Genomic DNA, 13,101 nt, shown 5'->3' with positions numbered 1-13,101 from the left:
TGCCATTCCTTAGATTCTTTTCATTAACAAAAATTGCTCTTTAGCCTCAAGGAACCAAAAAGCTCGCCTGTAAAAATTCAGTTGACCTTGTAACCTTATATCAATAGCAGAATCACATGATACAAGTCCAATTACAGGTTCACCATAGCTATGTAATGGAGCGATAGAACCCACTCTTGATTTAGGTTTCTCGAGTAATATATAGCCAGCCATAACAGGACAAAGTGACATGTTGTTTTCTAATAGTAGTGTTAATTCTCTAACACTATGAATAGAGTGCTTTGTTGGCATAACCCACTTACCATGGGCAGGAGAGCGACTTAGTATTGAATAAAGTAAATCTTCATTTTCATATAATTTACACCATTCATAATCTGCATTAACTGAGGGACCATGCATTGTTCCTCCGGCAAAGCGAGAAGGAAAACAAGCCTTCAATTTAGCAGTATTGTTATCCAGTTTCGCTAAATCATCTTCGTAGCCATCAATATGAATGACAAGGTCAAAAACTAAGTCACCATTTCTCTTATCTATAATACCAGGCCGACGGAATTCACTCTCTTTGCGTCCTTGCATTGTAAATTCAGGTAATTGAGTACCTTTGGTATAGTCATATTGGCTAATGAACCATGCAAAAGAAGTAAATCGGATCGTGGTGCCTAACATTTCATTCAACTTACGTTGATAGTTATGCATCATCCCCCAAACTGCGGTAAGTGATGGCAAGCCAAAGCAATAAGGATTTGATAACAACTGCGCGTCATAAACATTTATATTTTTAAGGTGCAAGTATCGCTTTAATGGCTGAGCATCAGTGACTTCAGTAGGACATCTAGATAATTGTTTTAAAATCCAGAGTAATTGACTTTTTAAGGGCTTCATCAAATCTGGGTGGTATGCATATTTCCTGGTCTTATTCGAATTTGATAACAGCAAATTCAAATGACTAAACAACAGTGATAAAAGACTTTCCCATTCAGAATAAGGGCTATTTAAAAGTTGCCCCTCGATACCGCCTTGATTCAACAAACCAACTTTAATATCAACATCATTTTCTTCTACAGCTTTGCGACCTTCTATTAACGGTGCAACCCATGCGATCAACGATTGTCTAACTTGCTTTAAACTGTTTAATCTTGCTTGCCTTCGCTGTTTAATCGCAAGTTCGGCGTAATTATCAACAAGCTTATCCAATGCCTTGGAAAATTCATTTCTAAGCAAAGCGTACTGATCGAATAAGCTCTCACCATGCTCTAATCTAGTCAGCATAGACTCATGAAAATTTGATTTATTGTCTGATATTTTCGGTGGATAATTTAAACACCTTACCTTGCCTCCTAGGCCTGCCACTAATTCACTAACAGCCCCAGGGCGGGTGTAGTTTAAATGCGTATAACGCCCTTCTCGCCGAGAGGCAGCTTGTTGAAGTTCTACTTGCAATCCATGGCTAACAACAGGTGTAATAGAAGTATAGCTATCGTGATATGGCATCAAGACTTGAGTTGAGTATTTATCAACATACGAAGGTAGCTCACTCTGCGGTAGTCTTAGTTGAACTTGGGCACTAATTACATTCAGTGACTTAGCTGAGATACCCAATGCTTTAAATGCCAACAACCATTCTTTAGATATCGCACCACAAAAAATATTGGCAAGACAAACTAATCGGCCTTGCCAATAAAAATGACACACAAATAATTTAGCGAGATTTATTTTAGCGCTATTGTTCGACCAACCTAAGGTTGGGCTACAGTCTGCACTGCTTAACACTTGTCGTTGAGGCACTATAGGCGTAGTAATTAACCGCTGCTTACTCACACGGATATCAGGATATTTTAAGTTGTGTGTATGAAACCACTCAACTTGCTTAATGCATTCATTGAGGTGGTATTCATCTTTCAACGTTGCTTTGGCATGCTTTTTATCCAGTACGTCTTTCACTGCTTTTTTAGGGAAGGTTAAGTTTACTAGGATGATCAGCGCTTCTTTTTCACATCCTGTCACGTCGACACTGTCAGTAAATGAGCTAAAACCACGCCTTATCGCTTCAGTCCGCTCACCAAGCTCTTTAATTTGTAACAGCTCACTTAAATGCTTAATTACCATGCTGATACGTACATCCTTTGGTCTGATGAACCAAAGCTATTTTTATATTCAACAACCTGTCTTAAATAAAAAATAGCCGCTTGAGGATCTATTCGATACTTCATTTTATGTCTAAACGAGCTGCTTAATACCCCGTCCTGATACAAACGATAAATTTGTTCATGGGTTGTTCCTAAAATCACAGCCGCTTCACTAATACTCACTAGCATATCGGCAACATTAGGCTTTTTCGATTTAGGATGCGCAGCAACTAAACGACTTAAAAATTCCAACACTGTTTGCCGAATAAAGTGAGTTTCTTTTTCATCGCGGTAGATATGCGGCAGGCCCATAATTAACTCGCCATAAATAAACCTAAAGGAAGTGCGGTTAAACAAATCAATCAACTTATTATCAGCACTCAAAGTCATAAGATTTAATTCATCGAATACATTTTGAGGCCAAGCTTTAAAGTAAGTTACTGCGGCATTAAACGGAAAATCCTCATGTTTAACATACCGCCGCTGAAACCAAGCCAAGCTAGTAAAACGTTGTGATATTGATACTGACTTAAATAATGGGTTTTCATCGACCTTATCACTCATCAATTTAGTCGCTAATTCAACTTCATCATTACTGGCAGGCTTTACACACCCTTTTGCGAATTCAAAACCACAAACACAGTGGCTAATCGACTCATTTTCAATGTAGTTAATGGGAATTGAGCATTCAGGACACTGATGCAACAGCTGACATTTATGTTTTGCACATGCCTCTATGGGGGTTAAATGCCATATCTGCCGAATATAAGGCTCATCAAATAAGCAATGGGGGCAAACAGGTATCGCATCTGCTCCCATAGTAGAGTGATAACGAATAAAACTCAGTGGAATATCAACACCATTTTTGTGTACAGCAGATAAGCCAATAACCGTACGGTCTGACTTTAACAAAGCCAATTTCTGAAGTTCAAATTGCGGAAAACCAAGCAAAGACTCTAGTAAGCCTAAAGCTCGCATTCTAAAGTGGCTGTTGTGCTTGGCGTGATAAACATTAAGCCGCTTTAAATCGATAGGAAAAGCGCCGTGGGCTTCAAAATCAAGCTCATGAAGTTCTTCACGAATCGCTAGACTGAGTTGCTCATATGAATCAAAAAAGTTCTCAGCCACTACTCGCAACAAGTAACTTTCAAGCGACTCATCATTAAAAGCCCGAGATTTAGGTGAAAATAGAAATGCCATACCGCACCAAAACTAAGTAATCCTTAGTTAACATTACTCTTTCTATTTTTTGTTATCAAGTGTAAAAAATCAATTTCAAAAAACGATTTATATAACTGAAGGTTTCTCATCATGAACAAAAAACTATCAACTTAACTAAGTGATTACTTTGAGTAGAAAAAACCCTTTAACTACTGTTAATTAAGTGTTTATATATTGCCTGTGCAGTTAAGGTGTTTTCATGTGAGGTATGTGTGAGCCCGTTTCTCTTAAAAAGAAAAAACGTCAATAAAGTATCCACTGAAAGGGATAGAATCAATCAGCAATTTGCTGATGCTAAACGCGCACAAGCAGCAAAAATTAAGGCTTCAAAAAATAATGAAGAACAACAAATCGCAGATGCAGAGAGAAAAAGCATAGCGCTGGAGCAGCTTGCTGAAAAAAAACGCCAACTAACCCTTTTGCCTTTAGTTGAAATACTTGAAAAAAATTACCTAAAGGCGGATCAATACTACAAAGAACATATTCAACATCTGGTGTCACAGCAACACTACAATCAATTACGCATAAATTTCATTAAAAGTTGGCTTACAAAACATTTACCACCAAGCGATAAAGCTGTGAAACTAGACGACGAGCAGGCACTCGCTGTAGCAACCGTTAATGGTAATATTCAGATACTTGCAAGGGCTGGCAGTGGCAAAACAACCACTTTAGTACTTAGGGCTTATTTTTTAATTAAACACTGTGGAGTGCATCCACAAGAACTATTACTACTGGCTTTTAACAAAAAAGCGGCTCAGGAAGTACGTAAAAAACTACTATTACTACTATACCCATCAGCGGCACAACACGTTCAACAAAAACTAAAAGAAAATAAACAAATCAATAAACGTGACACCACAGATCAACGTGAGTCAAAAGTCATAGAACATATCGTTCAAGAGGCAAACTTATTACTGCCATACACTTTTACTTTCCATGCGTTAGCTTATGCCATCGTCCACCCAGAAGAACCTCCGCTTCACGACAGTGAAAATACCCCTTTGCTTAGTAGTTTAACCCAGGGGATCATCGATGATTATCTTCGAAATGATAACTACCGATACGCAATCAGAAATTTAATGATGGCTCACTTTAAAGAAGACTGGCAAAAAATTATTACCGGTGGATTTGAACAAAATCGAGAAGATTTTTTAAATTACCGACGCTTGTTACCTCAGCTTTCTTTGAAAGGTGAATATGTAAAATCTTATGGAGAGAAGCTTATTGCCGATTTTCTGTTTGAGCATGATATTGATTACAAGTATGAACGAAACCACTATTGGAGCGGCATTAACTACCGTCCAGACTTCACTCTGTTCACAACAGCAAAAAGTGGCGTCATCATTGAATATTTTGGACTAGAAGGTGACCCTGATTATGATGAATCGAGCCAACAAAAACAGCAGTACTGGACTAATAAAAAAAACTGGCAATTACTTACATATAACCCAACTGATATTACCTCTCAGGGCAGTCAACATTTTTTAAATACCCTTACAGAACATCTAAAATCACATGGTTTTACCTGTAACAAACTACCAGATGAAGAAATATGGCAACGCTGCAAAAAAAGAGCAATAGATCGCTTTACGAAAGCTATGGTCGCCTTTATCGGCAAAGCGAGGAAACTATCGCTGTCACATGCTGCTTTAGTAGCAAAGTATCACTCTTATAAAACGGATTCTGAAGTAGAGTCAACGTTTCTTAAATTTGCAGTTCAGTTCTATGCTGACTACCTTAACACTCTAGAAAATACGGGGAATGATGATTTTGACGGTCTAATACAAAAAGCCAGTCAAATAATTAGCAATGGCAAAAACACCTTTGAAACTAAAAACTTCACAGGAAACTTATCAAATTTAAAGTATATTTTTGTCGATGAGTACCAAGATTTCTCACAGCTATTTAATGAGTTAATCCAATCAATTAAAAAGATCGCAACGCAAGCAGACTTTTTCTGTGTCGGCGATGACTGGCAGGCAATTAATGGATTTGCAGGCTCCAACTTAGAATATTTCAGCAATATTGGGGCTTACATTGATGCACCAATAAAATTAACCATCACCACAAATTATCGGTCACCTCTGCCCATCGTTGATATAGGCAATAAACTAATGCAAGGGCTCGGCCAGCCTGCAAAAACCAATAGCCACGCAGAATGCACCCTCAACTTGGTTGATTTAAGCACATTTGAACCCACAATCTTAGAAAGAGAAAAGCACAGTGGCGATATTCTAACCCCTGCCGTTCTTAGGTTAATAAATCAATCATTACAAAATGAACAAGATGTTGTATTAATTTGTCGCAAAAATGCCATCAATGGATACATTTTTGAAGCAGCAAGTAAAGTTAATTTAGGCAACACCAAAGGGCTAGAACGATATCTCACTTTCATTCGCAGCTTCTTTCCAGAAAACCTACACAGTAAAATCACTATTTCAACCGCTCATAAATACAAAGGCCTAGAAAAGCCAACTGTGATAGTAATGGAGCTAATAAAACGTAATTACCCACTAGTCCATCCTGATTGGGTGTTTCACCGCCTTTTTGATAATAATCTAGAGCAGATTATTGATGAAGAAAGAAGGCTGCTTTACGTAGCACTAACCCGCGCCGAAAATAACTTATTTATCATCACCGACAAAAAAGAGCCATCGCCATTCCTCACAAACATTCAAACTTCAACATTTATGCAAAATATCGAATGGCAGCAATACCCCCCCTTTACCACAGACGAGCAAGCCAGCAGAATTACAGTACATGTTAAAAATCGAGGGTATGCTGAAACAGGAGGGACTTTTGCCATTAGAGATTTATTAAAAGCCTGCAATTATAAATGGCAGCCCACGACTAACTCTTGGGTAAAAACCTTTCCTCAAGACGAGTTCAACATAAATATTTTACAAAATGAAATTTGGTTTCCTCAAGCATCAAATATAGAAATACATGCCTTAGGTGATAATAATGTAAGGTTAGGACGGTGGCATACAAACTAAAAAGCTATCATCATTAAATCAAAATCAGTCAATACAGTCTTTGTGTTGACTGGCTTAAACTATCAACCAAAAGCATTAGCCAAAACATAAATTAAAACCATAACTTACTAATATTTAATCAATATAATTTTAAACGTTTACCCCAGGTTAATAAGCCTTATATGATAGCGCTTATAAGTAAATAAAAGTGTTAAGCCTCATGGCATAACACCTAAGTACATTTTTACGTGGCCATATCAACACGCCACGCCAAAGCCCAAGAGAGAATCAATGTTAACAGGCAAAATACGTAATCAAATAGACCAAGTGTGGACAATGTTTTGGACCGGCGGTGTCGCCAATCCTATCTCGGTAATTGAACAAATCTCTTATCTGTTATTTATTCGCCGTTTAGACGAGCTTCAACGTACCGCAGAGCGTCGTGCACAAGCCACTGGCATTCCTGTTGCTAACCCAACCTTTGGCCCAGGCGAGCAAGCGCTGCGCTGGAACAACTTTAAAGATAAAGACCCCAACGTGATGATGGACATAGTCCAAAATCAGGTGTTTCCTAAAATCAAAGCCCTGCACAATGAAGGCAGCTTTGCCGAGCACATGAAAGACGCCATCTTTATGATACCTTCAGCTAAGTTGCTCGACCAAGTGGTGCAACTGCTTAGCGCCATCAACATGGACGACAAAGACACCAAAGGCGACTTATACGAATACCTACTCAGCAAGTTGCAGCAATCAGGCGTCAATGGTCAGTTCCGCACCCCGCGCAATCTAATCCAAATGATGGTTGAGCTAATGCAGCCAAAATTAGGCGACACTATTTGTGACCCATCATCAGGCACCTGCGGCTTTTTAATGGCGGCGCTTGAATACGTTGAAAACAACTACAAGCAAGAGGTCAACAAGCCAGAAAACCGTAAACATGTGAATAATGCCATGTTCACTGGTTTCGACTTTGACAAAAGCATGTTGCGCATTGGCGCGATGAACATGCTGCTGCACGGCATTGAAAATCCAAGTGTACTGTATCGCGACAGCTTACAAGACCAAGGCGATGCCAATATCAGTGAAGCCTATAACTTAATTTTAGCTAACCCGCCGTTTAAAGGTTCGGTCGATTTTGACATCGTCGCCCCTGATTTACTGCGCGCCTTAGGCAAAAACCCAGCCACGAAAAAAGTGGCACCAAAGTATAAAACTGAAATTGACGAAAACGGTGTTGAAACGCAAGTTGAAGTCAAAGCAAAAGGCCCAACCGAAAAGTCTGAATTATTATTTTTAGCGCTGATTTTACGCATGCTAAAAGTCGGTGGCCGCGCGGCAGTTATCGTGCCAGACGGGGTATTATTTGGCTCGACCAAATCCCACAAAAGCATTCGCGAAAAAATCGTTAACGAGCAAAAGCTCGAAGCTGTTATTTCCTTGCCATCAGGGGTATTTAAGCCTTATGCCGGTGTCAGCACCGCGATTTTAATCTTCACTAAAACCAATTCGGGCGGCACCGACAAGGTGTGGTTTTATGATATGCAAGCCGATGGTTTCTCGCTTGACGACAAACGTACTCCACTGTTTAAGGATGGCGCCGAACCGACCCACGAGCAAAGTAATATCGCCGATATCATTGCCCGTTATTTAAGCTTAACTAATCCCGACGGCACGCCCAACCTTGCCAGCCCAGAACACAGCCGTAAAACCACCGAACAAAGCTTTATGGTGCCAGTGGCAAGCATTACCGCTAACGACTGCGATTTAAGCCTCAATCGTTATAAAGAAGTGGTGTATGAAGAAGTACAGTACGATTCACCGAAAGTAATTTTAGCGCGAATTAAAACCCTGCAAGAGAAGATGGCAAAGGGTGTGCAAGAGTTGGAGGAATTACTGTGATCCAACAAATGATTGCTTTAAATAAACTTTCCGTATTTATTAGGAATGGAACATCTATTAAGCAGCAGGATGGAGCTGGCGGCGATCCGATAACACGAATAGAAACCATAGCCAATAAAGAAGTTAATCTTGAAAAGTGCGGCTATGCAGATGTTTCGTGTGATAACTATGAAAAGTATCTTTTACAAAAAGGAGATATTTTAATTAGCCATATCAACAGTACAAAACACTTAGGTAAATGTGCTATTTTCACAAGTGACAATAAAAACGTAATTCATGGTATGAATTTACTGTGTTTACGTGTCGATGAGAAAAAAGCTTTTCCTCAGTATGTTTTTCACATGCTGTCCAGTCCATCATTTTTGCAGCAACTACCTAAAATAACAAAAAATTCAGTTAATCAATCAAGTTTTAATGTTACGAGTTTCAATGATCTCCAAATCCCACTCCCGCCACTCGAAATCCAAAAGCAAATTGCGGCGGTGTTAGAAAAAGCCGACCAACTGCGTAAAGACTGCCTGCAAATGGAGCAAGAGCTAAACAGCCTCGCCCAGTCAGTGTTTATTGAGATGTTTGGTGATGTAAAGGAACATGAGGCGTTAGAGCAACACATTGAGTTTATAACTAGCGGTTCACGAGGCTGGGCGAAGTATTATTCTAATAAAGGACCTAGGTTCATTCGCTCTCTAGATGTTCAAATGAATTACATCGGTGACAAAGATAAAGCCTTTGTTACACCACCAGAAGGAAAGGAATCTGAACGAACAAAAGTTGAAGCTGGTGATGTTTTATTGACTATAACAGGTTCTCGTATTGGGAGAGTTTCATGGATTCCTCCTGAATTCGGAGATGCTCATATTAGCCAACATGTCGCTTTGATAAGACTTAAAGATACCTTGTTACCTGAGTTTCTTTCTTTTTATATGTCGCTAGATGGTTTTGGACAACGACAAATAGCGAAGTCCCAATACGGTCAGACTAAACCAGGCTTGAAACTCGACCATATAAGGGCATTTTTTGTACCTAAATTGAAACGTGCTGAACAACAAGAATTTGTAAATTATATGAGAAAATTAGCTTCAGTGACTCTTCATAATAAAAAGCAATATCAGGCATTGAACGCAAATTTTAATGCCCTAATGCAAAAAGCGTTCAACGGCGAACTTAATCTCGATAACGCTAAACCCAATAAGATGTAAAAGGAACTTACATGTCAGATACGATCCAACCTCCAGCTTCCACCGGCGCTCATGGGGCTAGCAATTTTGACTTTATGGATGTGGCGATTGCAAGCGGAACAGCCAATGATCTGTATTCCACTCGTTGTGCTGAAATACAGCTGCGGGCTAAAAATGCAGAAGCCAACATTAAAAGCGACCCACGCATTGCCGGTTTTTATGCCCGTAACGCATTGGAGCTGATGGTTGAAACCGTATTTGACATAGACAACTGGCTGACACGCCCACGCCATGATGCGACCTTAATGTCGCTGATCCATGAGCAAGGTTTTAAGCAAAACTTAAGCAGTAACTTGTTCCCTAAGCTTAAACTGATTATCAAAATCGGTAACGAGGCCGTACACGGCAAAAGCGCACTGCCGCAACGTGATGCCTTACAATCGGTAAAAGAGCTGCACCATGTGCTGTATTGGTTTGTGCGCACCTATACGCCAGGGCTAGACAGGCAACAATTTACCATTGAGCCTTTTGATGAAGCATTAATCCCCCACAAGCTTCCCATTGATTCGAGTCTTGTGACTAAGGCGATGAGCAGTATTAAGCGGGTGCAAGAGCTCGAAAAACAATTAGCAGAAAGTGACAGCGTTAAGCGTGAAGACTTTCAGCAACAACTGAATGAAAACGCTGCGTTAAAAACCGAAAACCAAGCTTTACTTGAGCAAATAGCCAAAGCCAAACAAAGCGCAGAAACGCAGCTTGATACCCACGACTATAACGAAGCCGAAACCCGACATTACTTAATCGACGCCCTGCTTAATGAAGCTGGTTGGCCATTAAACCAAGCGCGAGACCGCGAGTATCCGGTTAACAGTATGCCAATATCGACCGCTAACCCAAATGGTAATGGGTTTGTGGATTATGTGCTGTGGGGTGATGACGGCACCGCCCTGGCGGTTGTAGAAGCCAAGCGTACCAGTCGCCGCCCAGAAGACGGCCAGCAGCAAGCCAAACTGTATGCCGATTGCTTACAAAAACAGTGTGGCGTGCGCCCAGTGATATTTTACAGCAATGGCTATGAAACTCGTTTGTGGGATGACTATTTTTATCCGCCACGTAAGGTACAAGGTTTTTATACCAAGGCTGAACTTGAGTTAATGATAAAGCGCCGCAGCGATCGTAAAGCGTTTTTTATGACGGGTAATGACACCCCGCTGGTTGAAACTGAAAATCTTGATATCAATAACGACATCACTAACCGTCACTATCAAAAAGCGGCAATTACTCATATTTTGCAGGACTTTGAATTAGAACATCAGCGCAAGGCACTGCTCGTCATGGCTACCGGTACAGGTAAAACCCGTACCGTAATAAGCTTGGTCGATTTGCTAGTTAAAAACGATTGGATTAAAAACATCTTATTTTTAGCCGACCGCAATGCCTTATTAACTCAAGCGAAAAAGAACTTTGTTAGGCTATTACCCCGCGTGAGTTGCGCTATGTTAAGTTCTGGCCAAAGCAAAGACAGCATTGAAAGCCGTTTGTATTTTGCCACTTATCCCACCATGAAAAACCTACTCGACCATGGTGCAGATGAGCGCCCATTTGGCGTGGGCCATTTTGATTTAATCATTGTCGATGAGGCCCATCGCTCAGTGTATTCAAAGTATCGGCAAATTTTTGAGTATTTTGACGGCTTGTTAGTAGGCTTAACCGCCACCCCAAAAGATGAAGTTGAAAAAGATACTTACGGCATTTTTGACTTACAAAAAGGCATGCCAACCTACGCCTATGAAGATGCCAGCGCCTATGCCGAAAAATACTTAGTCCCGCCAACCAAAATATCGGTTGCGACTAAGTTTTTACGTGAAGGCATTAAATACATAGAGTTATCGGATGAAGAAAAACAAGATTGGGAAAGCAGAACTGAGCTTGAAGATCGCGAAGAGGTATTATCGTCAGAGTTAAATAAATTCTTGTTCAATGAAGATACAGCCGAAAAGATGTTTGCTCAATTAATGAGCAAAGACGAACTTGGTGGTATTCATGTGGAAGGTGGCGACGTGATTGGTAAAACCATCATATTTGCCTCTAATAACGACCATGCGGTGTTTTTAGAAAAGATGTTTAACAAGAACTACCCTAAATGGGCCGGCAAGCTAGCACGGGTAATTACCTTTAAAGAAACCTATGCGCAAAGCTTAATTGATGAGTTTGGCGGTGATGAAAACAATCGTAAAGACTTTGACCCCAAAAACCCCACCTGCCGAATTGCGATTTCAGTAGACATGCTCGATACCGGCATTGATGTACCAGAAGTGGTTAATTTGGTGTTCTTTAAGGTTATCCGCTCAAGAGTCAAGTTCACACAGATGATTGGCCGCGGCACCCGTTTATGCCTAAACTTATTTGGCCCAGGCTCTGATAAGGAGAATCATAAAACCACCTTTAAAGTGTTCGATTACTGCCAAAATTTTGAGTACTTTGATGCTAATCCAGAAGGTTTACCAGTAGGTATCGCAAAACCAGTTATGCAGCAGGTGTTTGAAAAACGCGTGCAGTTAAGCACTTTGCTAAATGACCGCCTGCAAGATGACAATTATCAAGACAAGCACCCAGAAGACTGTAATTTATCGCGTAGCTTAAACAACTATCAGCTTGATATGTTGCATCACCAAGTCACGGGTATGAACCTAGATAACTTTATTGTTAGGCCAAAACGCCAAGCAGTTGAGCCATTTTTAGAGCGAACTTATTGGGATAATATTGATGATGCCAAGTTTACTGAACTAGAAAGCCATGTGTCTGTACTGCCAACTGAAGCAGAAGCCTTTAATCAGGATGAACAGCCCAATAATTTGTCGAACCGTTTTGACAATATCATCTTAACCATGCAATTGGCCTTGCTAGAAAAAGGTATGGTGCCAGAACCAAGTCGATTAAGAGTAATGGAGTTTGCTCAGCAGCTGGAGGCAAAAACATCTATTCCAGCTGTACAAGCTCAGTTGAAGTTAATCCAAGACATACAAACTCACGAGTTTTGGCAAGATATTCATGTCGTGACACTAGAAGACATCCGTAAACGTTTGCGCAACTTAATGTTCGCCTTAGACAAAGACAAAAAAGAAGTGGTGTACACCAACTTTGAAGATGACGTACAAGGCGTTCATGATGTTACCGCTGTTTATCAAAGCCCAACTATGGACTTAGCCCAATATCGTAAAAAAATTGAGCTGTATATTAAAGACCACCAAGATCAGTTAACCATTCAAAAGCTAAAGCGTAATAAGCCGATCACCCAAGCCGACTTAGATGTACTCGATGGCTTACTGCTGGATGCAAGCGGCATGAGTGACGTAGAGGCTTATCGCCATCAAATATTGCAGGAGAAGCCCTTAGGCGCGTTTATTCGCCAATTGGTAGGGCTAGACTTAAATGCTGCTAAAGAAGCCTTCAGCAGCTTTTTAGACAAAGGTATTTACAATGCCGAGCAAATCAACTTTGTTGACCAAGTTATCGATTACCTTGTTCACAACGGCGTACTCGATATGGCCCAAATATTTGAACCACCATTTACCGATTACCACGGCGAAAGCGCCTACGGCTTTTTTGACGAAGGCAAAGTGGTAGAGCTGTTTGGGGTGATACGAAAAGTGAATGCCAATGCAGTGGTTATGGCTGAAGAGCCTATGACGGCTTGAT

The 13,101-nt window shown here is 40.4% G+C and carries 6 protein-coding genes; 4 read left to right on the top strand and 2 right to left on the bottom strand.

Going from position 1 to position 13,101, the window contains the following annotated elements:
- Nucleotides 1-9: 9 nt before the first annotated feature.
- The gene (locus AAEY94_RS08220; RefSeq protein WP_350978354.1) at nt 10-2,106 is read right to left on the bottom strand and encodes a type I-F CRISPR-associated protein Csy2; all 2,097 of its coding nucleotides are present in this window, start codon (nt 2,104-2,106) and stop codon (nt 10-12) included.
- Complete coding sequence (locus AAEY94_RS08215; RefSeq protein WP_350978353.1) at nt 2,100-3,326, bottom strand: TniQ family protein; 1,227 nt, start codon at nt 3,324-3,326, stop codon at nt 2,100-2,102. Before AAEY94_RS08215 ends, AAEY94_RS08220 begins: the two co-directional genes overlap by 7 nt.
- Before the next feature lie 233 nt (nt 3,327-3,559).
- On the opposite strand from AAEY94_RS08215, the gene AAEY94_RS08210 reads away from it, so the two are divergent.
- From AAEY94_RS08210 to AAEY94_RS08195, 4 genes are all read left to right on the top strand, one after another.
- Complete coding sequence (locus AAEY94_RS08210) at nt 3,560-6,346, top strand: UvrD-helicase domain-containing protein (RefSeq protein WP_350978352.1); 2,787 nt, start codon at nt 3,560-3,562, stop codon at nt 6,344-6,346.
- Nucleotides 6,347-6,616: 270 nt separating this feature from the next.
- Nucleotides 6,617-8,224, top strand: a complete 1,608-nt coding sequence (locus AAEY94_RS08205; protein ID WP_350978350.1) for a type I restriction-modification system subunit M — start codon at nt 6,617-6,619, stop codon at nt 8,222-8,224.
- Nucleotides 8,221-9,423 (top strand): restriction endonuclease subunit S, encoded by a 1,203-nt coding sequence (locus tag AAEY94_RS08200; protein ID WP_350978349.1) that lies wholly within the window; start codon nt 8,221-8,223, stop codon nt 9,421-9,423. Before AAEY94_RS08205 ends, AAEY94_RS08200 begins: the two co-directional genes overlap by 4 nt.
- Before the next feature lie 11 nt (nt 9,424-9,434).
- On the top strand, nt 9,435-13,100 hold the full coding sequence (locus AAEY94_RS08195) for a DEAD/DEAH box helicase family protein (RefSeq protein WP_350978347.1): 3,666 nt from the start codon (nt 9,435-9,437) through the stop codon (nt 13,098-13,100).
- Nucleotide 13,101 lies beyond the last annotated feature (1 nt).

It is taken from the genome of Shewanella sp. AC34-MNA-CIBAN-0136, from assembly GCF_040309945.1.
Lineage (GTDB): Bacteria > Pseudomonadota > Gammaproteobacteria > Enterobacterales > Shewanellaceae > Shewanella.
Note: the sequence above shows the minus strand (reverse complement) of the source record. Positions and strands in the feature narration are given on the sequence as shown.

What these genes read in the sequence shown, in the direction of transcription:
- AAEY94_RS08195 (WP_350978347.1), top strand. Translation starts at nt 9,435, where the DNA reads ATGTCAGATACGATCCAACCTCCAGCTTCCACCGGCGCTCATGGGGCT.
- AAEY94_RS08205 (WP_350978350.1), top strand. Translation starts at nt 6,617, where the DNA reads ATGTTAACAGGCAAAATACGTAATCAAATAGACCAAGTGTGGACAATG.
- AAEY94_RS08220 (WP_350978354.1), bottom strand. Translation starts at nt 2,106, where the DNA reads ATGGTAATTAAGCATTTAAGTGAGCTGTTACAAATTAAAGAGCTTGGT.
- AAEY94_RS08215 (WP_350978353.1), bottom strand. Translation starts at nt 3,326, where the DNA reads ATGGCATTTCTATTTTCACCTAAATCTCGGGCTTTTAATGATGAGTCG.